Source organism: Aquirufa sp. Wall-65K1 (assembly GCF_054558475.1).
This window is the reverse complement of sequence record NZ_JBPXKD010000001.1, coordinates 160,605-186,681: the sequence shown is the minus strand read 5'-3', so window position 1 is coordinate 186,681 and position 26,077 is coordinate 160,605. Positions and strand designations below refer to the sequence as shown.

The window sequence follows — 26,077 nt, the reverse complement described above, 5'->3', positions numbered from 1 at the left end:
GGCTAAATGCAAGAAGAAATACTTTCATATATTTAATTAAATTTACAGACTAACGAATTTAAAATTACAATGTTTTTCATACTATCTAAAATATTAGACATCTTACTTTCTCCAACTGTTTGGATAATTACACCCCTAATTTTGGCATTAAGGTTAAAAAAAGTAAAACAGATTAAAATTGCCGCATTTACTTCTTTGATTTTACTTTATATTTTAACGAATGGAGTCATTTGCAACTTTTTTCTACGTACTTGGGAAATCGACCCGCAAGATATCCCGGCTAACAAATCATATACTTGGGGAGTAGTTTTAACTGGAGGAATGATTACTCATAGCGATGCTCATCCAGAACGAATATCAGCGGGAGATGTGTCTGATAGAATGATTCAAACTTTTCAATTATACCAACAAAAGGCCATTAAAAAAATACTTATTACTGGCGGAGAAACCACCATAAGTAATTTGATAGTTGATAAATCCAACGAATCTGTCAATGTCAAAAGATTACTAATTAAAATGGGAGTTCCTTCACGCGATATTTTTATAGAAAACCAGGCCCAAAACACCTATCAAAATGCCTTATATTCAGCTCAAAAACTGAGAAACTATATACAAAAAGATACGGTAGTTTTGATAACCTCAGCTATGCATCTAAGACGCTCTATCCTTTGTTTCGAAAAACAAGGTTTTAAAGTAAGACCCTATGCGGCTGATATACTAAAAAAGGATACTCAATTAAGTATCCTTCCTTACCTTAAGCCCAGTGAAAAAAGCTTACAAATCTATTTTCAATTAACCCGAGAAGTTGTAGGTATAATCATGTACAAACTTCAAGGCTACATCTAGGTAGATAAAATTTCTACCATACGAATCAAATCTTCTGAAACTGGTTTCTTCTTAGTGATCGTATCATGAAATGGCGTATATACTAATTGGTTATTTACAACCCCAGCCATCACGTTCTTTTCTCCGCGCAACAATCCTTCTAGGGCTCCTAATCCTAATCGACTAGCCAAAATACGATCAGCAGCAGTAGGAACACCACCACGTTGAATATGACCTAACGTGGTCACACGAATATCCAATTCGATTTTCATTTGATCCTTAATCTTTTGAGCCACTTTTTGAGCATTTCCTTCCTCATCACCCTCAGCAACGATAACGATAGAAGAAGATTTAGCTTTAGAGAATCCTTTTTGCAAGGTTTCCATGACCTCACTCACAGGAGTAAGATTTTCTGGAATCATTACTGCTTCCGCACCACCAGCAATGGCACATTGAATAGCAATATATCCTGAATCCCGGCCCATTACTTCAATAAAAAATACACGATCATGGGAATCTGCTGTATCACGAATTTTGTCAATGGCATCCAAGGCTGTATTAACAGCGGTATCATAGCCAATGGTGTAATCTGTACCGTACAAATCGTTATCTATAGTTCCTGGTGCGCCTACACAAGGAATTTTAAATTCATTATAAAAAATTTCAGCACCTGTAAATGTTCCATTTCCTCCAATGGCCACTAAACCTTCAATTCCTTTAGCCTGTAACTGATCATAGGCTTTTTTACGGCCTTCCGTGGTTAAAAATTCTTTAGAACGTGCTGATTTTAAGATGGTTCCACCCCTTTGAATGATATTACTAACCGATTGAGAATTTAAAGGAATAATATCCCCATTAATCATCCCATTATAACCTCTTACAATTCCATAAACCTCTACTCCATGATAAGCGGCACCTCGTACGATGGCACGAATACAAGAATTCATTCCTGGGGCGTCTCCTCCTGATGTATAAACTGCTATTTTCTTCATCAAATGTTGTTTTACTAATAAAATGATAAAAACAATCCTTAGCCGGACAAATTTTCACTATTAGCTACAAATTTAAGCTTTAAAATGGCTCTCCAAAACTCTTAAATTTATTTTTTCGATAAAATTCAAATATAAATTAGCCTTAGTAAATTGCAGACTCAAAAAAACATGTCCATTATGTCTCAAAAATCAAACGACTTTCTTTACGAATATTTAAATAATGCTTCCCCAACTGGTTTCGAAATGTCTGGGCAGAAAATTTGGTTAGATTATTTAAAACCTTATTTGGATGAAAAAATTATTGACATTTACGGAACGGCCGTAGCTGTAATTAATCCGGGAAAGCCATATTCAGTTGTGATTGAAGCCCATGCAGATGAAATATCATGGTTTGTCAATTACATAGATGACAATGGTTATTTGTTTTTACGAAGAAATGGTGGTTCTGATGCATTAATTGCTCCCTCCATGAGAGCCAATATTCATACCAAAGAAAAGGTCATTAAAGGGATCTTCGGTTGGCCAGCCATTCACGTTCGCGACACCACAAAAGATAAAGCGCCAACAGTCAGTGATATTTTCATTGATTGCGGGGCTTCCAATAAAAAGGAAGTAGAAGAAATGGGCATTCACGTGGGTACCGTGGTCACTTTTGAAGATGGTCTCATGGAATTAAATGAAAAATACTTGGTTGGTCGTGCCTTAGATAATCGTATTGGAGGGTTCATGATTGCCCAGGTAGCAAGACGTCTAAAAGAAAACAAGGTAGAATTACCTTATACTTTATACATCGTTAATGCGGTCCAAGAAGAAATTGGATTACGTGGAGCTGAAATGATTGTTAAGAGGTTAAAACCTGATTTAGCCATCATTACAGATGTGACACATGATACGCAATCTCCTATGTACAACAAAAAGACTCAAGGAGATATGGCCTGCGGCAAAGGACCAGTCATTTGTTACGGACCAGCCGTTCAGAATAATTTAAGAGATTTCATTATCGATATTGCTCAAGAAAACAAAATCGAATTCCAAAGACAAGCCGTTTCTAGGTCAACTGGAACCGATACCGATTCATTTGCCTATGCAACGGAGGGAGTTGCATCAGCCCTGATTTCATTACCATTAAAGTACATGCATACCACCGTAGAAATGATTGCTAAATCCGACATGGAAGCCGTTATTGACTTAATTTATGCTTGCTTGTTGAAGGTAAAAGGAAATGAGGATTTCCGGTATTTTTCTTAATAAGGAGGAATGAAGAATGAAGAATGAAGAATGAAGAATGAAGAATGTAGAATGTAGAATGAAAAATTAATTACATATTTTATATAATGCCAAATTTTACATTCTACATTCTTCATTCTTAACTTATCTCATATATCGCTCAAAAAACTCATAGGTTCTCAGCATTTGATCTAATCGTTGGCGGTTATTACCCGTACGAGTAATTTCATGTGTCGCACCAGGATGACGTACATATTCCACCTCTCTACCCATTACTTTTAGACTTTTATACAGCATCTCAGATTGAATTACCCCAGTTCTTAAATCATTTTCCCCATGAAAAATAATGAGCGGCGTTTTGATATTCTGAACATAGGTCAATGGTGATTCTCTATCCAAAATAGCTCTTGTTTGTTTTTCCCATGGATACCCACCAAAATAGTTAGGTACTAACCTCCATGCGTTTCCTTCTCCAAAAAAAGTAGACAATTCATAAACTCCCCTTTGAGAACAAGCTACTTTGAAACGATTGGTATGTCCCAACATATAAGAAATTAAATACCCTGCATAGGAACCACCGGTAACAGCTAATTTAGTCGTATCGGTCCAACCTTCAGAAATACCTAAATCCAATGCTTGCATCACGTCCGACATGGGGCCTTGCCCCCAATCTTTTACATTCGCGGCCATAAATTCGGTGCCATAACCACCACTTCCTCTTGGATTGGAATATACTACCCCATAACCCTTGGCTGCAAAATATTGAAACTCATGCCACATACTTGCTTCTCCAGTTCCCCACATGGCAGTTGGACCTCCGTGTATTTCCAATAACAAGGGATATTTTTTTCCTATTTGAAAATTAATAGGTTTCATGACCCAATAATCCAAAACTAAGCCATTTTTATTTTTAAATGTTTTCTTCGTTGGGAAGCTAAGTATTTTGTCTTTTAACCAAACCGAATTCAATTGGGTTAAAGCAAGCTCATTCGAAGTGTTGCTGGAGAAAAAATACAATTCTGAAGGATTTGAAATCTTAGTTTTGGCATAAATAAATTGTCCATCTTGCTGATCAAAACCCAATACACCTTCATCAGTACTACTTAAGGTCTTTAATTTATTACTAGCAATATCGTATTCAAACAAAGGCACAGCACCATGATCTTGGGCACTGATATATAATTTACTTTCATTTTTGGACCAAGTCCATTGGGTAATAATTCGATCTAAAGGAATAACTTTTTGATAATATGCACCTGGGCTTAAGCCTATGATTTTAGCCACTGGACTAGGAATTCCCCCTACTTTAAGCTCAAAGAAAGCAAGGTATTTCCCATTAGGTGAAACAGAAATATTGGAATAGCGATATCCCGGTTTTTCAACTATTGTTTGGAAGCTACGCGATTCCAAATCATAAATAGCTAACATATTATCTAATACCTTATCTGGATGCTTTAGTGTATCTGAAGGAATGGTAACTATAAACGATTTCCCAGCATTTAACTCTTTCATTTCCTCTATTCTACGAAAAGGATTAACCAATAAAATGGGTTTTGCGTTTCCAGTAATGGCTACTTGAAAGAAAGCTGGAACATCTAACTCACTGCTTGTGGTGCTTTCCTCTTGAAAATCCAATTGATTTATAACCTTGGCCTTTTTATCCTTTTCGTTCTGTATTAAATAAGCCCGAATTTCATCAATATTTCCATCTGGATTCGCTTTAATGGCTTTCTTTTGAAAACTAGTCCAATCATAACCTGGTTTTTCATGAGTCCAGGAAGGAGTCCATTTTGATTTATTATATAGCGTATCAGATAAAAATTCTTTGACAGATAACGATGTATTAAAAAATATAATTGAACCATCTTTAGACCATTCTGGTGCCGTTGCGCCATAAGGAATAGAGGTGATAGGATATGCTTCACCACCTTTAAGAGGCAGTAAAAACACCTGAGGTTTATCACCAAATGTTCTGACAAAACTTATAAATTGACCATCAGGGCTCCATGAGGCAGATGAAACGGATAATTTTCCAGATGTTAAGGCCCTTGATTCTTTAGTAGCCAAATCACCTAGGTATAAATGCGTTTGATATACAAATTCTCCTTTTTTATCAGGATCATCCAAAATGGATTTAACTAAGTAAATGTATTTCTTCCCATCAGGAGAAAACTGTGGTTGTAAAACAGTTTTGATTTTTAGTAAATCGGTTAATTCAATTTTCTGCATGCTTTGCGCCGAGGCGTTAAAACATACCCAAAGAATCATTAATAGTGTAAAGAGTTTTTTCATTGTTTGTTGATATTAATAATATAATCCATTCTTTTTAATTTCATGAATGGCACGAGCCTCATGTACTTTTAATTGTTCTAATTCAGGAATAAATGATAAATGCTCTACCCCATCAAATTGTTTTGAATAGCTACTTAAAATTTCATCAAAAATTAATCGAACCCTTTCTACATGGTACTGGGAGGTAATAATCCGTAGTAAATGGACTGAAAATTCTTCCAATACTTTTTTGGATTGCACGGCATCATCCACGGTATTGGATGATATAGCAAGAGGCAAAAAAGAATCTTCGGGTACTCCTAACTTCATTAATTCCTGCTGTAATAAAAAAGCATGGGGCCAAGGACTTGTATTAAAATGCGACCCAAATCCGCCTGTGCAAAGAATAGGACGCTTCTCTTGCTGAAATAATTCATTGACATACTTAACACGATCCAAAGCAATGGGTCCTAGTTTCCCATCAGGTGAATTAGGTGATCCCAACAAAATAAGTACTTCCTGCAAGTTCATAAAAAAGGCCTCCAAAATGGAGGCCTAAATTTATTAAATATTGAGACAATTAAAGCAATTTCAATATTTCTTCACCAATTGCATCAGTGCCTAAAATCATGGATGGATCAGTTATTTTATCCGCAATATCCCTAGTTCGGAAACCTTTCTTTAATACTTGATCAATGGCCGAAATAATAGCTTCTGACTCTTCTTTCAAACCAAAAGAAATATCCAATAATAAAGCAGCAGATAAAACAGAAGCCATGGGATTAGCTAAGCCTTTTCCAGTAATATCATGGGCAGAACCGTGGATTGGCTCATATACCCCTGTACCGTCTCCAATGGACGCAGAAGCCAACATACCCATAGAACCGGCTATCTGCGAAGCTTCATCAGTTAAAATATCACCAAATAAATTCGCCGTAACCACTACGTCAAATCGAGTAGGTTCCTTAATTAAAATCATAGCCGTTGCATCCACAAACTGATATTCCACTTCGATATCAGGATATTCTAAGGCAAGTTTTTGAATTTCTTCTCTCCAAAGACGAGATGACTCCAATACATTGGCCTTGTCAACTGAAACTAATTTTTTACGTCGAGTTCTTGCTGCTTCAAAAGCTTTACGACCAATTCTTTGTACCTCATAACGGCTATACTCTGCCACGTCATAAGCCGTATCTCCATTATTTTTACGTCCTTTTTCACCGAAATAAATATCTCCAGTTAATTCACGGAAAAATAAAATATCAGCCCCTTTTAATATTTCAGGTTTAATGCTTGAAGCACCCAAAAGCTCATCAAACAATTTAATCGGACGTAAGTTGGCATATAAGCCTAATTCCTTACGCATTTTTAATAAACCTTGTTCCGGACGAACCTTAGCCGAAGGATCATTATCGTATTTAGGATGTCCAACAGCACCAAATAATACAGCATCTGAGTTTTTCATTTTTTCCAATGATTCAGCTGGAAGTGGATCTCCAGTAGCTTCAATAGCTACGTGACCAATTAAAGCTTCATCATAAGTAAACTCATGATTAAAACGGGCTGCGATTTTGTCTAAAACCTTTTTACCTACTGCGGTTACTTCTTGTCCAATTCCATCACCTGGAACAATTAAAATATGCTTCTTAGCCATTTGTCTTATTGTATATTACTAAATCAAATTCAACATTTTTTGAGTTGCCTTAATGGCAGAAACCGTCTGATCACAATCCAATCCTCGGGTTATTAATTCTTTTCCTTGATGAGACCAGGTAATAATGGTTTCACAAAGCGCATCAGAATCCCCTCCAGGAGGAATTCTTACTGCATAATCCTTCAATTGGGCTAGTTTTTTCCCATTCTTTTGGAATATAATTTCTAATGCATTAACAAACGCATCGTATTGACCATCTCCTTGTGCATGCTCCTCGTATATTTTACCATCGATGGAAATTTTTAAGGTAACAGATGGACGTAATTCTTTACTATGTGTCAATACATAATTTAATACCTGCACTCGCTCTTCTATCGTTGAGCTATCCAATACATCAGAAATGATATATGGTAAATCATTGGGGGTAACTACTTCCTTTCGATCACCTAATTCAATAATACGCTGGGTTACTTTCTTCAAATCTTCATCTGAAAGTTGAATCCCCATTTGTAATAAATTATTTTCAATATTCGCCTTGCCACTCGTTTTACCTAAGGCATATTTACGTTCACGACCAAAACGCTCAGGCATTAAATCATTGTGGTATAAGTTGTTTTTTTTGTCTCCATCGGCATGTATACCTGCTGTCTGAGTAAACACATTTTCCCCGACTACCGGCTTATTGGCTGGAATTCTAAATCCTGAGAATGTTTCTACTAATTTACTGACAGAGTATAAAGACTTTTCTTCAACCGAAACTTCCACATCTTTTTGATAATCATTGATCACCGCAATTACACTAGCTAAAGGAGCATTTCCTGCCCTTTCACCCATGCCATTTACAGTTAAATGTAAACCATGCACCCCATTACGTACTGCCTCCAATGCATTAGCAGTGCCTAAATCGTAATCATTGTGTGCATGAAAATCAAAATGGGTATTCGGATAGCGATTGACTAATTCCGAAATATAAGTGGCTACCTCCGAAGGTATTAAAATACCCAAAGTGTCAGGCAACAAAATACGGTCAACCGGCAATTGACTTAAAAAATCCAAATAAGACAACACATATTCTTTCGAATTACGCATGCCATTACTCCAATCTTCTAGGTAAACATTCACCTTCAACCCTTTGGAAATGGCTAAGCGAATAGTTGCCTCAACTTCACTAAAATGCTGTTCTGGCGTCTTTTTTAATTGAAAGGTCAAATGATTCAAAGAGCCTTTGGTCAATAAATTCATCACCTTCGCACCTGCATCCAGCATCCAATTCACGGAAGTTCCACCGTCAACAAAAGTCAAAACCTCTACCTGATCTAAATAACCATTTTTATCTGCCCATTCTGTAATTTTTTTCACAGCTTGAAACTCACCTTCAGACACACGTGCAGAGGCAATCTCAATGCGATCAACTTTCAATTCAGTTAACAGCAATTGAGCTATGGTCAATTTTTCACTCGCAGAAAAGGATACCCCGCTGGTTTGTTCACCATCGCGCAGGGTGGTATCCATGATTTCAATATGGCGTTTCAAGGAATTATCGATTGGAAGCAAAAGATACGATTTCGTCTTTCATAGCTTGTAAATAGTCTATGTCGTCGAAACCATTCAATAAATTATGTTTTTTGTACCCGTTAATATCAAAACTTTCAGAAGCCCCTGTTGCAACAATGCTTATACGTTGCTCAGGTAAATTAACCTCTAATTCAGTCTTAGGATCCTTTTCAATGGCTTCAAAAATTTGATGCAAAAATTCTGGACTAACCTGTACGGGTAAAATACCTACGTTGATGGCATTTCCACGGAAAATATCAGCAAAGAAGGAAGATACAACACATCTAAAACCATAATCATAAATAGCCCATGCAGCATGCTCGCGGCTACTACCTGAACCGAAATTTTTCCCTCCTACCAAAATCTTTCCTTGGTAAGTAGGATTATTCAATACGAAATCAGCCTTGGGTTGATCATTTTTATCGTATCTCCAATCTCTGAATAAATTATCACCAAAACCTTTACGCTCTGTTGCTTTTAAGAATCGAGCTGGGATGATTTGATCTGTGTCTACGTTCTCAATCGGTAAAGGAACAGCAGAACTTTTAAGTATACTAAAACTATCGTAAGCCATAATGGTCTAATTTAACAACTTATAAAAACTCTCTTGGATCGGTAACAACACCCGTTACAGCGGCGGCGGCAGCCACTAATGGGCTAGCTAACAAGGTACGAGAACCAGGACCTTGACGACCTTCAAAATTGCGGTTGGAAGTACTAACAGCATATTTTCCTGCCGGAATTTTATCATCATTCATCGCTAAACAAGCCGAACAACCTGGTTGACGTAATTCAAATCCAGCTTCAGTTAAGATATCGTAAATACCTTCATCCTTGATTTGTTTTTCTACGATATGAGAACCAGGTACTACCCATGCTGTCACATGATCTGCTTTTTTACGTCCTTTAACAATGGAAGCAAATGCTCTAAAATCTTCGATACGACCGTTGGTACAAGAACCAATGAATACGTAATCTACTTTTTTACCGATCATAGCCTCATCCTCAGCAAAACCCATATAATCCAAAGATTTTTCATAGGTAGCTACACCGCCCTCTACATCCTTGGCTTTAGGAATATGTTTGGAAATACCCATACCCATTCCAGGATTGGTACCATAGGTAATCATGGGCTCAATATCTGAAGCATTAAAATTGATTACTTGATCAAATGAAGCACCCTCGTCAGTTTTCAATGTCTTCCAATATGCCAATTGCTTATCCCAATCAGCACCCTTAGGAGCTAAATCACGACCTTCGATGTAATTAAAAGTGGTTTGGTCTGGAGCAATCATACCACCACGAGCACCCATTTCAATGGAAAGATTACAAACTGTCATTCTACCCTCCATTGACATATTTCTAAATACATCTCCCGCATACTCCACAAAATATCCTGTGGCACCTGAGGTACTCAATTTTGAAATGATGTACAATGCCACATCTTTTGGAGTAACTCCTTTTCCTAAGGTTCCATTGACATTAATAATCATTTTTTTAGGTTTTGGCTGCATGATGCACTGAGATGATAGCACCATCTCAACTTCAGAAGTTCCAATTCCAAAAGCGATAGCTCCAAATGCACCGTGAGTAGATGTATGTGAATCTCCACAAACAATGGTCATTCCTGGTAGGGTAATACCATTTTCTGGACCTACCACGTGAACAATACCATTCTTTGGATTACCTAAGCCCCAGTGAGAAATACCATATTTGCTCGTATTTTTCTCTAATTGCAATAATTGATTGGCTGATAGAGGATCCTCAACAGGTAAATGTTGGTTAATGGTTGGGGTATTATGATCCGCCGTAGCAAAAGTTCTCTCTGGAAATAATACACCGATACCACGTGTCTCTAAGCCTAAAAATGCAACAGGACTAGTTACTTCGTGAATGAAGTGACGATCTATAAAAAATACGTCTGGACCATCTTCGATTTTACGAACGACATGGGAGTCCCAAACTTTATCAAAAAGGGTACTGGGAGTATTGCTCATTATAATAGAATTAAATAATTACCTAAATCAAGCTACAAAAATGCTACTTTTTTCAGGAAATTCAAAGGTTTAATTGCTCAAAAACAGAGTTTAGCCATATAAAATTTGGCTAATTGGGTTTTATAAGGAAGCTCTCGAAATGAGACAGAATGGATTTTCAATATGAACTTTGGAATTTGTTTTAATCAATTCGGCAGCAGTCCTACCTAATTGAGCAAAATCCGTAGAGATGGTGCTGATACCTTTAAACAAGAGTCTTTTTAAAGGTGTTTCGTTGTATGAAATTAAACCTACATCCTCCCCTAATACCAATTCTTTTTCTAAAATCTTCTCTAATAAAAGGATCAAATCATCTTCCATAACATTGATATAGGCTTCACCTACAGCCGGAGTAATCGATCCAGCTGAGGATACGATTTCCATATCAAAGGCAAAATCCCGACAAAAATTAGTAAACCCCGTCACAATCTCTTGTGGATAATAAGAAGTATTCGGGAAAATCATCTTCAATACATGGTATTTACTTAAATCATCTTTTGCTTGAATCAATGCCGAGTATATGTCCTTTTCGAAATTTTCATACACCGCTCCAAAATTCCCTTGAATACCTGGCAAAAGTTTATCCAATAAAATTAATTTCTCCTTGGGCAATTGATTAATCAATTCCCTTGCACTTTGCTCCCCTTCCATGAAATGAGGAATGATTACGATATGTGAATAATCCCGATCTCTAGACTGAATAATCTTTTTAAATAGATTGAAGTCGTTATTATAAATATAGAAGTCAATGGTGGCGTTTTCACCCATAGCTTCTACAAAAGAATCATACACCAGCTTTTTATGACCACTTAATTTGTTGAATAACAAGAATATACGAAAATCAACTGGTAGCTTATCGATCTTGATGAAAAAACCCTTTCCTCGAACAGAATCTATTACTCCCTTGGATTTCAGGTAATTATATCCTTTCTCAACGGTAATTCGGGAAATATAATACTCAAAACTTACTTCATTAATGGATGGTAAACTTTCCCCTTTTTTAATACGTTTATTGCGAATACCCTCAATAATGGAGTTAGCCAATTGCTGGTACTTAGGTGTCGATGAAAATTCATCGATATGGATAACATCAAGAATATTAGAATGACTCATTTATAAAGAATTACCTATTCCTACTATGATAACAGATACCAAAATTACAACAATTCCAGCCATTACTGTCCTTAAGGTTTGTTTGGATACTCCTTTCCATTCTTTGAAATACAATCCCCAAAAATTAGAAGTTAAAATAATGGTGGCCATATGTAAGATCCAAGAGCTAGCCCCATTACCTAATTTACTTTCTCCCATACCGTAAAAAAAGAATTGCAAAAACCAAGTAGTACCCGCCACCGCAGCAAAAGTGTAATTTCTACGAAGCGGTGATTCCGCATTCGTATAATCACCAAATGATTTATTCGCAAAATTTAAATACATACACCAAATAAAATTGGTGGTAAAGCCACCCCAAAGGACCACTATAAAAATGACGTTATTTTGAAATAATGGGTCACAACCCTTAACAATAGCCTCATTGGCCATCAATTTTCCTGCCTCAATACCAAAATTAAAACAAGCACTTAGCAAACCAGAAATGGTAGCTACGATCAACCCTTTCACTAGATTAAACTCTTTTATACTTTCCTTTTTCTGGGCATCGGAAAGCTCATTCTCCTTCATCATACCTGCTTTTCCGCAGAGATATATACCTACTATACATACCACAATGCCTAATAATACCAATCTCCCCCCGGTACTACCTGCAATTTGAGAAAAAGTAATACCCTCCATACCAGAAAACTCACGGTAAATAGGTGGTACCAAAGCACCGAAAATACTACATAAACTTAGGGCGATGGACATACCCAAAGACATGCCCAAATAACGCATGGCTAAACCAAAGGTCAATCCTCCAATTCCCCATAAAACTCCAAAAGCATAAGTCCAAAATAAGGTACTCGAATTGGCTTCTTGGATAATCTGCATAAAGTCAGGTATGGTCAAATATGCTGCCACAAAAGGCACCAAAATCCAAGAAAAAACACCCCCAACTATCCAAGCGCTTTCCCAAGACCAAACCTCAATTTTTCGATATGGAATATAAAAACTACCCGAAGCAAATCCACCTAAACTATGAAACAACAATCCTAATAATGAACCCATTTGATCTTTATATTTATTTTTTTAAGTATTCCTACCAAAGTAAAAAATGAACTATTTCTAATCTTTTGAAAAAAAAAGCGCTTAGTTGACAACCATTTAATCAATCTTTATTGGATTAATTCATCTAAAATAGCTCGCTAATGTAACAGAAGAATTGATAAAAACAATTCAAGTCAGGCTAATGAAAGTACTATTTATTATTAAATTAAGCCTATGAAAAGTAAAATTCCCTTTCTTGCTGGACTTTCCCTCGTTATCATACTACTTGGTTCTTCCTTTTATTATCCTCAGTCTCAAGAAGACTGGCCATCCTACCTTGGCGGAAACGATAGAAATCATTATTCCACATTGACTCAAATAAATCTTGAAAATGTTAAGCACCTAAAAGTTGCTTGGACCTACGCGAGCGGAGATTCTGGACAAATACAAGCTAATCCCATCATCATCAAAGGAATTTTGTACAGTGTAAATGCATCTGTACAAGCATTTGCGCTAGATGCTGCAACAGGAAAAGAACTTTGGCGATTTGGAGATCCTTTAAAAAACTGGGCCAGTACAAGTCGAGGTGTCTCCTATTGGACTAATGGAAAAGAATCTAGAATTCTATTTACCGCAGGACCCAATTTATGGGCTTTAGATACCAAAACAGGTAAGCCCATTTCATCATTCGGTCAACAAGGTAAAATTGATTTACATTCGGGCTTGCCTGAAATAGCCAAAGATAAATTTTTAGTTTCCAATACACCTGGCACTATTTTTCAGGATTTAATCATCATGCCTCTTCGACTTTCAGAGGGTGAAGATGCTGCACCGGGCGATATTCGCGCATTTGATGTTAAATCAGGAAAATTAGTATGGACCTTTCATACCATACCTTATCCAGGCGAATATGGTTATTCAACTTTTCCAAAAGATGCCTATAAAAATACCTACGTAGGTGCAGCGAATAATTGGGCCGGAATGGCAGTTGATGAGGAAAAAGGAATACTTTTTGTACCCACTGGATCAGCTGGATATGATTTCTGGGGTGGAAATAGACCGGGTAAAAATTTATTTTCAAACTGTTTGATTGCACTAGATGCGAAAACTGGAAAAAGAATTTGGCATTTTCAAACCACACATCATGATTTATGGGATCGCGATTTACCGGCACCACCGAACTTAATTCGAGTAAAGCATCAAGGTAAATATATCGATGCGGTAGCCCAAATCTCAAAACAAGGTTTTGTTTTTCTATTTAACAGGAAAACAGGAAAACCGTTATTTCCCATCCTAGAGAAGAAAGTCGCTACCAAAGGTCTTCCGGGCGAAAAACCATGGCCCACTCAACCTATACCCAGTAAACCTGCACCCTATACTCGACAATCAAATGAAATCACCGAGTTAAACGTAAGTCCCTATGCCGAAAATAAAGATGAACTTATCCAACTTTTAAAACAATACAACAAAGGTTGGTATGCCCCTCCCAGTGAGGTTGGAACACTGATTTTTCCTGGATTTGATGGCGGAGGTGAATGGGGAGGAGCAGCAGCTGATCCCAAAAATGGAATTCTTTATGTCAATAGTAATGAAATGGCCTGGGTTCAAAAAATGGAAAATCAAGCGGAGAAAGCAAAACAAAAAATCAGTTTGGCCAAAAAACTCTACCAAAACTATTGCCAAAATTGTCATGGGGCAGACCTAAAAGGAAATAGTTTAAGTGGATATCCATCGTTAATGGATATTTTTAATCGAAGAGATAAGGGATTTGTGAAGCAAATTATCCAACAAGGGAAAGGCATGATGCCCGGATTTACCCAATTGAAAAATACAGAAATCGAAGCCATTTTATCCTTTCTGGGCAATGAAGATAAACAAGAAGTGGGAAGTCTATCTTCTAGTTTAAAGCCAAATATCCCATTTCGAATGGCAGGATACAATAAATTCTTGGATTCCAAAGGAAGAGCGGGAATAAGCCCACCCTGGGGAACATTGAATGCCATAGATTTAAATACAGGGAAATACCTTTGGAAAATTCCTTTGGGAGAAGATATCGAATTAGCGAAAAAAGGAATAAAAAATACGGGGATAGAAAATTATGGTGGCCCCTTAATTACAGCCAACGGCTTATTATTTATTGCAGCCACCAAAGATGGAAAATTTAGAGTCTTTGAATCCAAAACAGGTAAACTTGTCTGGGAAACAACCTTACCGGCCGCTGGATTTGCTACCCCATCTACCTTCATGGTTGGGAGGAAACAATATGTTGTGATTGCCTGTGGTGGAACTAAACTTGGCACACCGAAAAACAATCAATATGTGGCATTTTCATTGCCCTAAAACATGGGTATTATCCCCACAAATTCCTTCTCAAAAACTCATTAGCCCAATGTCCATTGGGATCCAAGCGTTTAGCTAAAGCTTGAAAATCCTTGAATTTTGAATAGCGGGAATGCAATTTTTGTGGACTCATCGTAAACAATTTTCCCCAATGAGGTTTAACTTCAAAAGGTTCTAAAGCCGCTTCAATTTTAGGCAAAACAGCCATCACATTAGGAGTATCCGGTTTCCAAGTAAAGTGAATGGCGATACTATCTTGCTGATAGGCTGGACTTAACCAAAGTTCATCGGCGGCTATGCTTCTAATTTCTGTGACAAATAAATAAGGAGAAAAAACTGAATGAATGGCTTCTACGGCCATGATAGCTTGGTAGGCATATTTTCTTGGTACAAAATATTCCGCCTGAAGTTCTTCCCCATTACTAGGTGTAAAGCCCATTTTAAAATGAGGAAGTCGCTCATACCAAGGACCTGCTATTCCCATTTGATCGGTACAATTGATAGGAGAATTAATTTTAATTGGATGCAAATGATTCGTAGCTGCTGTAGCACCAAAATAAGTTTTTACAGGATGAATATTTTTGGCATCGGTACGTTTTTTAATCCACAATTGGTTTATGGTTTTGTTTTCCCAATGTGTAAACATACTAACTGAATAACCTTCTTGATATATTTCATCAAAATGGTCTTTCAGTTGATTCATAGATAAGTTTTCAAAGACAAACTGACTAACTTCAAATTTGGGTTGAATGGCCAAAGCCATTTTTGTCACGATTCCTAAAGCACCCAAATTAACCACTACACCATTAAAATCAGGTTGACCAAACTCCCAACGTTGTAAAGTGCCGTCTGCTTTCATGATCTCTACTCCGCGAACAGCAGAAGATAAATTTCCATTACCATCACCCGAACCATGGGTAGCTGTGGCACAGGCTCCTCCAACAGATATATGAGGTAAAGAAGCTAAATTATGTAAGGCATATCCAGCCTTATCCAGTAATAATCCCAATGTGCCATATTTAATTCCTGCTTCTACCCATACCCACATCTTTTGGGAATCAATAGAAATCACCTGATTCATTTTAGAAGTAGAAATCAATGTTTCCGTCGTATTGGCAATGGTATTAAAAGAATGCTTGGAACCTAAAGCCTTTGCCTGTTTAGCAGCCAATATCTCATTCCTTAGTTCTTCTACATTGGAAGGATAAACTATTTTCTTAGCTGCATAGGTCAAATTTCCTGCCCAATTTGTCTCAGAAGTTGATGGAACATAAATTTGACTAGCCATAAATAGTAAACTTGATTTTCTTAAAAAGTCTTGACGGTTCATTGAGAATAATTTTTGTTCAATTATTTCCCATAATTATTACAAATATTCCAATAAACCATTGAAACTAAGAACAAAAAAAAACAATACCCTGCTACCAAGGTATTGTTTTTTATTTGGGGTGGACCAGCATGGGCTCGAACCATGGACCCCCTGATTATGAGTCAGATGCTCTAACCAACTGAGCTACAAGTCCGCATTGAATTGCTTCAACGAGCTGCAAAATTAAATAATCAAGAGCTTTTTAACTAATTTCCTTTATAAATTTATAATTTAAGGTTTAATACAGCTGGGGTTTATCCATCTATTCCCATGAAAACGAAAACATTCATTAGTGACCTTTCCAAGAAAATTTATCCCATTTCCGAAATGGTGAATGCGAATAATATTCAGGAAGGAATTTTACAATTGATTCAAAAAGATTATCCAAATTTTCAATCTGGGAGTAATTTAGCCATCACTGAATTAAATATTTTTAGGCAAATCTATTTATCTGATTTCCTTAAAAAAGAAACTGGCGATTTAACAGCTTTGGAACAAATAGTCCTAAAAAACGAAGCGGATCACCGACTCATTACCCAAGCGGTAGACATGGAGGATTTCGGAGATTTAACTTTAGGCCAACGAGTAGCAGATAAAGTGGCTTCTTTTGGAGGTAGTTGGCGTTTTATCATTTCCTTCTTTGTATTTTTAGCCATTTGGATACTGGTTAACGTCTACATGTTTTTAAATAAAGGTTTTGATCCTTATCCGTTCATTCTTTTGAATCTTATTTTATCTTGCATAGCCTCATTACAAGCCCCTGTCATTATGATGAGTCAAAATAGGCAAGAGGAAAGAGATCGTGAAAGATCCAAAAAAGATTACCTAATCAATTTAAAATCTGAATTAGAAATCAGATTACTAAATGAAAAAATTGATCATTTAATGACCCATCAGCAACAAGAATTATTGGAAATACAGAATATCCAAGTTGAAATGCTGAACGAAATAACCAATTTGGTAAAAGATAAGAAAGTCCGCTAAACTATGTACCCAACTAAAATTATCAATGACCCGATTTATGGATTCATTAAAATCAATAATCCATTCATTTTAAAGCTCATTGACCATCCTTATTTTCAGCGATTAAAACGAATTAAACAGTTGGGTTTAGCCGAATTTGTCTATCCAGGTGCACATCATACCCGTTTTCATCACGCTTTAGGTGCCATGCATTTAATGGATCAGGCACTCAACAATTTACAAGCAAAAGGATATACCATATCCGAAGAAGAAAGAGAAGCCGCTGAAATTGCCATATTGTTACATGACATTGGGCATGGTCCATTTTCACATGTTTTGGAGTATACTTTATTGGAAAATGTTCATCATGAAGATATATCTCAATTGTTGATGGCCACATTAAATAAACATTTTGAAGGTAGATTAGATTTAGCCATCCAGATGTTCGCTGATAAATACCATCGACCCTTTTTTCATCAATTAATTTCAAGTCAACTAGATGTAGATCGTCTGGATTATTTAAGTCGGGATTCATTTTATACCGGCGTGAGAGAAGGTTTCATTGGGTCAGAAAGGCTTTTATCCATGCTGGATTTAGTCAATGAAAAATTAGTATTGGAAGAAAAAGGAATTTATTCCATTGAGAATTTCTTGATGGCCCGAAGGTTGATGTATTGGCAGGTATATTTACACAAAACAGCTATTGCTGCAGAAAGTATGCTAATTCAGATTCTAAGAAGAGCTAAATATTTAATTAATTCTGGCGTACAATTGGAATGCTCTACCCCCCTATTTACCTTTTTAAGTAAAGTATATACCTGGGATGAATTTTCGAGTAGGGAATCGCTTTTGATTGCATTTACTGACTTAGACGATCATGACGTTTGGGCGGCCATAAAAAGCTGGAAATCAGCAGAGGATATAATATTGAAAAATTTATGTCAACAGTTCCTAACCCGAAAATTATTCACTTGTAAATTGGGTAGCCAACCTATACCAAGGACTAAAAAACTTGAAATTGAACAAATGATTCAAAAAAGTTTAGGTATTACGGCAGAAGAGGTAGGCTATTTTGTAGTGGATGGCTCTACGAGCAATGCTGCCTACATACAAGGAGACAATACCATCAAAATGGTCGATAAACAAGGTCAGGTTGTCGAGTTACTTGAAGCATCTGACTTACCGACCATCCAAGCATTAAGTAAGATTGTAAAAAAATACTATTTTTGTTGCCCAAAGAGCGTATATTTGCAAGGCGAATTACGTTGATTACATACCTAGTTCCATTATTACCTGAAAATCAATTCATCCCTGCATGAAATTTACTGTTGATCAAATTGCCGGACTAATTAATGGAACAGTAGATGGGAACGGAGCTGATATTATTTCAGATTTCAGTAAGATAGAAGAAGGTAAAGAAGGGACAATTTCCTTTTTAGCCAATCCCAAATACGAGGCTTTTTTGTATGAATCAAAAGCTACAGCCATCATTATTTCCCAGGATCAAGCATTAAAAAAGAAACCATTAGCCACCTTAATTCGAGTGGCAGACCCCTATTTGGCATTCACTGTATTGTTGCAAAAATATCAGGAAATGATGGCTTCCAATGAAACGGGGATTCAACAACCCTCTTTCATAGATCCAAGTGCCACTTTAGGAGAGAATATCTTCGTAGGAACATTCACAAGTATTAACCGAAATGCAAAGATAGGATCTGGCACTCGAGTAATGAATAATGTTAGCATTGGAGTAAATGTTCAAATCGGAGAAAATTGCATTATTTATCCAGGTGTCATTGTTTATGCAGACAGTAAAATAGGCAATCATTGTACCCTACATGCCAATGCAGTCATTGGATCCGATGGATTTGGCTTTGCTCCTCAACCCGATGGTACCTTTACAACTATTCCACAATTGGGTAATGTTGTAATTGAAGACAACGTGAGTATTGGAGCCAATACAACAATTGATCGAGCCACAATGGGTTCTACCAAAATTGGAAAAGGTTCTAAAATAGATAATTTAGTACAAATAGCTCACAATGTAGAAGTGGGTAAAAACACAGCAATAGCCGCACAAGTAGGCGTTTCTGGTTCCACCAAAATTGGAGATAATTGCTTAATTGGTGGACAAGTGGGTGTTGCAGGTCATATTAGCATTGCACCTAACACCATTGTTACAGCTCAATCAGGTGTAACTAAAACAGTTAAAATACCAGGACAAACACTAGGAGGAACACCAGCCTCCCCTAACGTAGATTATTTAAAAAGAAATGCACTTATTCGTCAATTACCTGACTTGTTTGAGAGAATTAATCAAACCATGAAAGTTGAGTAATTTGACATTAGATTCGTATGAACAATAAGCAACACACCATTAGTAAATCTGTCACTCTGAGTGGCGTGGGCCTCCATACTGGCGTTACAGCCAACATGACATTTTTACCGGCACCAGCTAATCATGGTATCAAGTTTCAACGTACTGATTTACCAGATCAACCTATTGCAGACGCAGATGTAGATTACGTAGTAGATACCTCTAGAGGTACCACCATCGAGCATAATGGAGCGCGAGTAAACACTGTTGAACACGTGCTTGCAGCCATGGTAGGTATGGAAATTGACAATATCCTGATACAATTAGATGGACCCGAACCTCCTATCATGGATGGTAGCTCCATCAAATTTGTGGAAGCCTTGGAGGAAGCTATTCCATTAGAACAAGAAGCTCATCGTAAATTCTTTGAATTACCTGAAGAAATACGTTTTAAAGATTTAGATAAAGGCATTGAATTAGCGGCACTTCCTTTAAATGATTACAGGATTGCTGTAATGGTGGATTATAATTCCAAATTTCTATCGAGTCAACATGCTAATTTAACCCACGTTTCTCAGTTCAAGGAACAATTTGCCATGTGTAGAACATTCTGTTTTGTACATGAATTAGAGGTTCTCTATAAAGCTGGATTAATACAAGGTGGCGATTTAAGTAATGCCATTGTTATTGCAGACCGTGATTATTCTGAAAAAGAACTATCTCATTTGTCTGAAGTTTTGGGTAAACCCAAAGTAAGCATCTCCAAAGAAATAGGTATCTTAAACAATACCAATTTACATTATAATAATGAAATGGCTCGCCATAAATTATTGGATGTCATGGGAGATTTAGCCTTAGTGGGAAGACCCATCAAAGCCCAAATTCTAGCTTCTAGACCAGGACATGCATCCAATGTGGAACTGGCTAAAAAGATCAAGAAATTGATGCTCGAAACGGAGAAAAATAAAGTACCTGTTTACGACCCGAAGCAACCACCTATCTGTTCTCACGAACGGATTTATGAATTATTGCCTCACCGTTATCCATTTCAGATGATTGACAAAATCACCTATTTGGATGAAAATAGTGTGGTGGGAATTAAAAATGTAACCATGAATGAAAGCTATTTCATGGGACACTTCCCTAATAACCCAGTGATGCCAGGCGTCATGCAAGTGGAGGCCATGGCTCAAACAGGCGGTATTTTAGTATTAAGTTCAGTACCAGATCCTGAAAACTATTGGCCGTATTTAGTAGGAATAGAAAATTGTCGATTCAGAAAAAGTGTAATTCCTGGAGATACTGTTATCTTCCGTTGTGAATTAATTTCCCCAATAAGAAGAGGAATTGCAAAAATGACAGGTAAAGCTTATGTAGCTGGACAAGTTGTTTGTGAAGCCGAAATGACCGCTAGTTTAGTAAGAAAATCATAATCAAACCCATGACATATCCGCTTACACATATAGATCCATCCGCTAAAATTGGCCAAAATGTGACTATTGATCCATTTACCATGATACACGGAGATGTAGAAATAGGTGATGGAACGTGGATAGGATCTAATGTCACTATTTTTCCTGGGGCTCGTATTGGCAAAAATGTACGTATTTTCCCTGGCGCAGTCATATCAGCTATTCCTCAAGATTTAAAATTTGGAGGAGAAAAAACAACAGCTGAAATTGGAGATAACACCACCATCAGGGAATGTGTCACTATAAATAGAGGTACCGTTGATAAAGACAGAACCGTAGTAGGTAAAAATTGCTTAATTATGGCCTATGTTCACATAGCACACGATTGCCAAATAGCTGATAATTGTATTTTAGCCAATTCTGTTCAAATGGCAGGACATGTGAACGTGGGTGAATATGCCATAATAGGCGGATCTACTGCCATCCATCAATTTGCCAGCATAGGTAAGCATGTGATGATTTCAGGTGGTTCTTTGGTTCGTAAGGACGTTCCTCCCTATACAAAATCAGGAAGAGAGCCATTAACCTATGCAGGTATAAATTCAGTGGGTTTAAGAAGACGCAACTTTAGTGATGCACAAATAGCTGATATTCAAGAAGTTTACCGATATATCTATCAAAAGGGTTTGAATATTCAAACTGCATTATCTGAAATTGAAGAGCAAATTAGCCCTTCTTTAGAAAGAGATGAAATACTTTCTTTTATCCGTAGTTCTGAACGCGGAATCATGAAAGGATAATCCTTTAATTCATGAAAATTCTTGCCGAACATGTTGAAAAAAAATTCCGTCAAGAATGGGTGGTGCGCTCCTTTACTTATCAATTTGAATCCGGAAAATCCTATGCCCTAACTGGTCCCAATGGATCTGGGAAATCTACCCTATTGCGTATTTTAGCTCAATATTCGCTTCCCACCAAAGGTCAAGTATCTTTTTTACAGGATAATGATTCTATCGTAGAATCAGATCAAATACATAGCCTAGTTTCTTATGCTGCTCCTTACGTTGAATTAATCGAAGAGTTCACCTTATCCGAACTATTAAATTTTCTGATTCAATTAAAAGCAATACCCCAACACATCACCTTAACGAGTTTCCAAGAATACATTGATTTGCGACCAGATGAATCAAAATTTATAAAAAATTATTCATCAGGAATGCGCCAAAAAATCAAATTAGGAATATCTCTTTTGGCTGAGAGACCATTTTTATTTTTAGATGAACCCACTACTAATTTAGACGAGAAGGCTAAAAATTGGTTCTATGAAAAAATGAAGGATCAAAAAAACAGAATAGTAATAATTGCTTCTAATGAAGTGGCTGAAATAGCATTATGTGAACAAAGAATATCTATTCTAGACTTTAAATAAATTACGTTTCAAGCGTAATAATAGCAAGCCTAAGACGACCAGATCAAATCCAATAAAGAAAGCTAAATCCGACATTCCCAATACCCCTTTGGAAATATTTCTATAGTGAAAATTTAAACTGTATAAATCAATATCCACCTGGGCAAAAAGGGGTATTAAAGCTAATTCTTGAGGTCCTTGCCAAAACAAAAAATTAAAAGCAACACCTAAGACAAAAGCTAGTGCCTGTTTATTGGTCAAAGAAGAGGCCAAAGCACTTAAACATATAAAAGCTAATCCCAATAAAATAATTGAAATATAGCCTCCTACAATTAAAGTAGAATCATAATTACCCTCTGGACTTCCTAAGCTAGATAAAGCATATACAAAAAAAAGGGTGGGTAGTAAGGATGTCAATACTACAGCAAAGGTTCCTAGGATTTTGCCCAATAAAATGTCCCAATCTGAAACAGGAAGTGACCTCAGTAAATCAAAGGTTTTAAGAGCATATTCCTCGGAAAAAAGACGCATGCTTAATGCCGGAATAAAGAACAAGAAAAACCAGGGAGCTAATTCAAAAAATACGCTCAACTCAGCAAATCCAAAGTCAAGTACATTACCTTCAAATACCCAGGTATATAGGCCTGTTAACAAGTAAAATGCCAACATTAGCCCTAAACCTATAAACGAACTGAAAAATGATTGATATTCTTTTTGAACAATAGCCCACATACCTCCTATTCAAAAAATGGTTTTTCTTTCTTTAAAATAGCTGATACTATTAGACCTAATAAAAATAAGAAAAGTGTTGACATCAACACGATCAACACAAATTGAACACCTGGCCCCATCATCATGGATGAAACTTTCATAGCTTCTGAAATTTGACTTTCACTTAGACCTTGTTCCTCCATTTTTTCACGAGCAATATCCAATTGCTTTTGTAGGACAGTGGTATCAATGAAATTCAAATAAATATAATTATAGGCACCTGAAGCTAGTCCCCAAATAGCACCCAATAAAGCAGAAACACCCAAACCTTGAGAATAACCCAAGTATCCTGCATTTTGCTCCCTAAATTCTTTTAAAGTCAAAAATAAAATAGACGTATCAATCAGCAATGTAGCCAAAAATGTAATCCAACCTAAAGACTCTGAAAACTGATCTTCTAAGCCTGTGTAATTGGTTAATAAGGTAAATAAGAAGCTAATTGTCCCTCCAATTAAACCCCATTTTAGGGCAATTAAAGAAGATGAAGGAGTAGAATCGGATTGATTTTCCATAAGATTAAGAACGTTTATAGTATAAAGAAATAAGTAGATTCGGTAAAAAAGATAAGGCTAATTTTTGAAAAAAATCATCTTTGGCAATGCTATACGCATTAATCTGAGATATATTATTTTTCAATTCCATAAAATAATTCTGACCCTCCTGCTGGACTATAACTTTCTGATATTGAGCTAATTCAATTAAACTAATTCGAATATATTCATTTAAAATCTGTAAACCTTCACTCGATTGGTAAAACCAATAAAAAAAACAAAAAGTTAATATACCGACAAGAATTACAAATACATATTGGTACACAAATAAATGTAAAAAATGCACCACTTGATTTCCCCTATTCTTAATTCCTGATTGAACTAAATACCATTGAAAAAACAATACAATGACATAACTAGGAGCCTTTTTACCACCGATAGGAATCGTTCCGTTTTGATATAACAGGAAACAATAAACCAAGATTAAACCCAACACCAATAAAGCGGTTACTAGCAAAGCTGGCAAGCGTTTGAGGTTCAAAAACATATTAGAATTGGATATATTGAGAAGCGTTAATAACTCCTACAATTTGATGATCAAAAGTATGATGTAAAAAGGCAGAATTCTTGGAGTTACTTTGAATCAAGGACTCTTGGTATTCCAGCTTTTTATTTTCTACTAATATTCCTTTAGCAAACTCCCCTAATTTAATTTGAGAAGACGCTAAACCCAAAAGTTTAGCTGGGCCATGATGAATCCAAGCGTCAACGGATGCAATATTTCTTTGTTGGGCTGCTTGCAATAAAGCTGGCAACATAGTTTCTAAACCAATCACGCCAAAACTCGCCTGATCAAATTCAATTTCCTTCAATTCAACTTCGACAGGGTGATGATCAGAAACAATGGCATCAATGCTTCCATCTAATAGACCTTCCCATAAGGCCTCTTGATCATCTTGAGTTCTAAATGGCGGATTTACCTTTTTATTTGTGTCAAAATCCGCTAAATCATCTTCTGTAAAAATTAATTGATGTATAGCCACATCAGATGAAACAGGTAAGCCTTCTTTTTTAGCTTGTCTAATTAATTGTACTGATTCACGGCTCGACAGACAGGAAAAATGAAGTTTAAAACCTGCACTTCCATGACCAAAATGATAGCCTTGAACATAACGTAAAAGATCTAAATCTCGCTTGATGGAAAGAGTTTCAGCTAAAACTGGAATACCTTTTAGCCCCATTAAGGTACTTTGAAGTCCTTCATGAATCTGACCATAAAGAGATAAACCATCTGTATTAGGTCGGCTTATCAAAGTCACAGGAAGAGTTTGCAGATACTGCAAACATTTAACCATTAAATCTGCATTTTGTAAAGAAGCCGCTCCATGACTAAACCACTGAGCTCCAGCTTGATGTAAATCATACAAATCCGTAAAGTTCTCTCCCTTATTATCTAAGGTAAGTGGAGCTATAGGGTAGAAATTCACTTCAGCAGATTGCTGGAAAATATATTGAATCGCTTCAGCTTGTTGAGGTACCGGATTTCCAGTTGGCAAGAGAGCCATATCCAGAACCCCTCCTCGCAAAGCGGCTTTTTTCAAAGAATTCCAATCTTCTTTAAACTCACCACCAGGCAGGGTATGATGCACACGCAAGTCAATAACAGAGGGATACCAACTTAGTTGATCACAATCTACGACACGATCGGCAGAGCTTGAGATAGCCTGTGCTATTTCTTTCCAAATTCCATTTTCTACCAATACATCAACTTTTTGCTGAAAATACGGCGAAGTACTATCTAAAATTAAAACGGATTTAAATAAAATGCGCATGGCGATGGGTATAAAAAAAACCCTGAAAATCAGGGTTTAACTATCAATGTGCAACAAAGGATTTATAGGTGGCTACATCCATTAATTCAGATAAATCGCCTACATTGTTTGCTTTTATTTTCACAATCCAGCCTTCACCATAAGGATCCGTGTTGATTAATTCTGGACTATTATTTAGTGCCGTGTTAAATTCAACTACCTCACCTGCAACAGGTAAAAACAAATCAGAAACGGTCTTTACGGCTTCCACTGTTCCGAAAACGGCATCTTTAGCAATGCTCTTTCCTACAGTTTCCACTTCGACAAAAACAATATCCCCTAATTCACTTTGTGCAAAATCAGTAATTCCTACTACGGCTACATCTCCTTCTAAACGAATCCACTCGTGCTCTTGGGTATATTTTAATTGTTCTGGAAAATTCATGTTGATTTGTTTAATTTGTTACGCAAAGGTCATTAAAGTTCTCATTTTT

The 26,077-nt window shown here is 36.6% G+C and carries 24 protein-coding genes and 1 tRNA gene; 9 read left to right on the top strand and 16 right to left on the bottom strand.

Annotation, left to right across the window (positions count from 1 at the left end; all coding sequences use genetic code 11):
• The first annotated feature begins 69 nt into the window (after positions 1-69).
• The gene (locus tag ACST15_RS00840) at positions 70-846 is read left to right on the top strand and encodes a YdcF family protein (protein WP_459452765.1); all 777 of its coding nucleotides are present in this window, start codon (positions 70-72) and stop codon (positions 844-846) included.
• Here the strand turns inward: ACST15_RS00840 and pfkA are convergent.
• The gene (gene pfkA / locus ACST15_RS00835; protein ID WP_166374160.1) at positions 843-1,817 is read right to left on the bottom strand and encodes a 6-phosphofructokinase; all 975 of its coding nucleotides are present in this window, start codon (positions 1,815-1,817) and stop codon (positions 843-845) included. The genes ACST15_RS00840 and pfkA overlap by 4 nt on opposite strands.
• A 177-nt stretch (positions 1,818-1,994) precedes the next feature.
• Here pfkA and ACST15_RS00830 point away from each other — a divergent pair, with 177 nt between their 5' ends.
• The gene (locus tag ACST15_RS00830) at positions 1,995-3,065 is read left to right on the top strand and encodes a M42 family metallopeptidase (RefSeq protein WP_459452764.1); all 1,071 of its coding nucleotides are present in this window, start codon (positions 1,995-1,997) and stop codon (positions 3,063-3,065) included.
• Positions 3,066-3,188: 123 nt separating this feature from the next.
• Here the strand turns inward: ACST15_RS00830 and ACST15_RS00825 are convergent, their stop codons facing one another.
• The 8 genes from ACST15_RS00825 to rhaT all read right to left on the bottom strand — a co-directional run bounded on the left by ACST15_RS00825 (position 3,189) and on the right by rhaT (position 12,722).
• Entirely contained in the window at positions 3,189-5,336 is a 2,148-nt protein-coding gene (locus ACST15_RS00825) for a S9 family peptidase (protein WP_459452763.1), read from the bottom strand.
• Between the two features lie 12 nt (positions 5,337-5,348).
• Positions 5,349-5,846 carry a YdcF family protein gene (locus tag ACST15_RS00820; protein ID WP_459452762.1) on the bottom strand — a complete coding sequence of 166 codons (498 nt, stop codon included), beginning with the start codon at positions 5,844-5,846 and terminating at the stop codon, positions 5,349-5,351.
• A gap of 49 nt (positions 5,847-5,895) precedes the next feature.
• Positions 5,896-6,969 (bottom strand): 3-isopropylmalate dehydrogenase, encoded by a 1,074-nt coding sequence (gene leuB, locus ACST15_RS00815; RefSeq protein WP_459452761.1) that lies wholly within the window; start codon positions 6,967-6,969, stop codon positions 5,896-5,898.
• A gap of 18 nt (positions 6,970-6,987) precedes the next feature.
• The gene (locus ACST15_RS00810; RefSeq protein WP_459453228.1) at positions 6,988-8,481 is read right to left on the bottom strand and encodes an alpha-isopropylmalate synthase regulatory domain-containing protein; all 1,494 of its coding nucleotides are present in this window, start codon (positions 8,479-8,481) and stop codon (positions 6,988-6,990) included.
• Between the two features lie 25 nt (positions 8,482-8,506).
• Positions 8,507-9,097: a 3-isopropylmalate dehydratase small subunit gene (leuD, locus tag ACST15_RS00805; RefSeq protein ID WP_459452760.1), complete on the bottom strand. Its 591-nt coding sequence runs from the start codon at positions 9,095-9,097 to the stop codon at positions 8,507-8,509.
• Positions 9,098-9,116: 19 nt separating this feature from the next.
• On the bottom strand, positions 9,117-10,520 hold the full coding sequence (gene leuC / locus ACST15_RS00800) for a 3-isopropylmalate dehydratase large subunit (RefSeq protein ID WP_459452759.1): 1,404 nt from the start codon (positions 10,518-10,520) through the stop codon (positions 9,117-9,119).
• 120 nt (positions 10,521-10,640) lie between these two features.
• Complete coding sequence (locus ACST15_RS00795) at positions 10,641-11,672, bottom strand: GntR family transcriptional regulator (protein ID WP_459452758.1); 1,032 nt, start codon at positions 11,670-11,672, stop codon at positions 10,641-10,643.
• Positions 11,673-12,722 carry an L-rhamnose/proton symporter RhaT gene (gene rhaT, locus ACST15_RS00790; protein ID WP_459452757.1) on the bottom strand — a complete coding sequence of 350 codons (1,050 nt, stop codon included), beginning with the start codon at positions 12,720-12,722 and terminating at the stop codon, positions 11,673-11,675.
• A 213-nt stretch (positions 12,723-12,935) separates the two neighbouring features.
• Here rhaT and ACST15_RS00785 point away from each other — a divergent pair, with 213 nt between their 5' ends.
• Positions 12,936-15,041 (top strand): outer membrane protein assembly factor BamB family protein, encoded by a 2,106-nt coding sequence (locus ACST15_RS00785; RefSeq protein WP_459452756.1) that lies wholly within the window; start codon positions 12,936-12,938, stop codon positions 15,039-15,041.
• A gap of 10 nt (positions 15,042-15,051) precedes the next feature.
• On the opposite strand, the gene ACST15_RS00780 is transcribed toward ACST15_RS00785, so the two are convergent.
• Together ACST15_RS00780 and ACST15_RS00775 are read right to left on the bottom strand one after the other, a co-directional pair.
• Positions 15,052-16,371 carry an FAD-binding protein gene (locus ACST15_RS00780; protein ID WP_459452755.1) on the bottom strand — a complete coding sequence of 440 codons (1,320 nt, stop codon included), beginning with the start codon at positions 16,369-16,371 and terminating at the stop codon, positions 15,052-15,054.
• 119 nt (positions 16,372-16,490) lie between these two features.
• A tRNA-Ile gene (locus ACST15_RS00775) sits at positions 16,491-16,564 on the bottom strand.
• Between the two features lie 116 nt (positions 16,565-16,680).
• Between ACST15_RS00775 and ACST15_RS00770 the strand changes: the two genes are divergently transcribed.
• From ACST15_RS00770 to ACST15_RS00745, 6 genes are read left to right on the top strand one after another with little or no spacing between them, the layout of a single operon-like run.
• Entirely contained in the window at positions 16,681-17,394 is a 714-nt protein-coding gene (locus ACST15_RS00770; RefSeq protein WP_459452754.1) for a DUF1003 domain-containing protein, read from the top strand.
• Between the two features lie 3 nt (positions 17,395-17,397).
• On the top strand, positions 17,398-18,642 hold the full coding sequence (locus ACST15_RS00765; protein ID WP_459452753.1) for an HD domain-containing protein: 1,245 nt from the start codon (positions 17,398-17,400) through the stop codon (positions 18,640-18,642).
• A 46-nt stretch (positions 18,643-18,688) separates the two neighbouring features.
• The gene (gene lpxD / locus ACST15_RS00760) at positions 18,689-19,711 is read left to right on the top strand and encodes a UDP-3-O-(3-hydroxymyristoyl)glucosamine N-acyltransferase (RefSeq protein ID WP_459452752.1); all 1,023 of its coding nucleotides are present in this window, start codon (positions 18,689-18,691) and stop codon (positions 19,709-19,711) included.
• A 17-nt stretch (positions 19,712-19,728) separates the two neighbouring features.
• Entirely contained in the window at positions 19,729-21,123 is a 1,395-nt protein-coding gene (locus tag ACST15_RS00755) for a bifunctional UDP-3-O-[3-hydroxymyristoyl] N-acetylglucosamine deacetylase/3-hydroxyacyl-ACP dehydratase (protein WP_459452751.1), read from the top strand.
• 8 nt (positions 21,124-21,131) lie between these two features.
• Positions 21,132-21,902 carry an acyl-ACP--UDP-N-acetylglucosamine O-acyltransferase gene (lpxA, locus tag ACST15_RS00750; RefSeq protein ID WP_459452750.1) on the top strand — a complete coding sequence of 257 codons (771 nt, stop codon included), beginning with the start codon at positions 21,132-21,134 and terminating at the stop codon, positions 21,900-21,902.
• Between the two features lie 11 nt (positions 21,903-21,913).
• Positions 21,914-22,531 (top strand): ABC transporter ATP-binding protein, encoded by a 618-nt coding sequence (locus ACST15_RS00745; protein ID WP_459452749.1) that lies wholly within the window; start codon positions 21,914-21,916, stop codon positions 22,529-22,531.
• Here the strand turns inward: ACST15_RS00745 and ACST15_RS00740 are convergent.
• Genes ACST15_RS00740 through gcvH form a run of 5 tightly spaced genes read right to left on the bottom strand, consistent with a single transcriptional unit; the run spans position 22,517 to position 26,028 of the window.
• Positions 22,517-23,242 (bottom strand): ABC transporter permease subunit, encoded by a 726-nt coding sequence (locus tag ACST15_RS00740; protein ID WP_459452748.1) that lies wholly within the window; start codon positions 23,240-23,242, stop codon positions 22,517-22,519. The genes ACST15_RS00745 and ACST15_RS00740 overlap by 15 nt on opposite strands.
• A gap of 5 nt (positions 23,243-23,247) precedes the next feature.
• The gene (locus ACST15_RS00735) at positions 23,248-23,793 is read right to left on the bottom strand and encodes a DUF4199 domain-containing protein (protein WP_459452747.1); all 546 of its coding nucleotides are present in this window, start codon (positions 23,791-23,793) and stop codon (positions 23,248-23,250) included.
• 4 nt (positions 23,794-23,797) lie between these two features.
• Positions 23,798-24,319 carry a hypothetical protein gene (locus ACST15_RS00730; protein ID WP_459452746.1) on the bottom strand — a complete coding sequence of 174 codons (522 nt, stop codon included), beginning with the start codon at positions 24,317-24,319 and terminating at the stop codon, positions 23,798-23,800.
• A 1-nt stretch (position 24,320) separates the two neighbouring features.
• Positions 24,321-25,604: a dihydroorotase gene (locus tag ACST15_RS00725; protein WP_459452745.1), complete on the bottom strand. Its 1,284-nt coding sequence runs from the start codon at positions 25,602-25,604 to the stop codon at positions 24,321-24,323.
• 43 nt (positions 25,605-25,647) lie between these two features.
• A complete protein-coding gene (gcvH, locus tag ACST15_RS00720) occupies positions 25,648-26,028 on the bottom strand; it encodes a glycine cleavage system protein GcvH (RefSeq protein WP_459452744.1) in 381 nt (126 codons plus the stop codon).
• Positions 26,029-26,077: the final 49 nt, after the last annotated feature.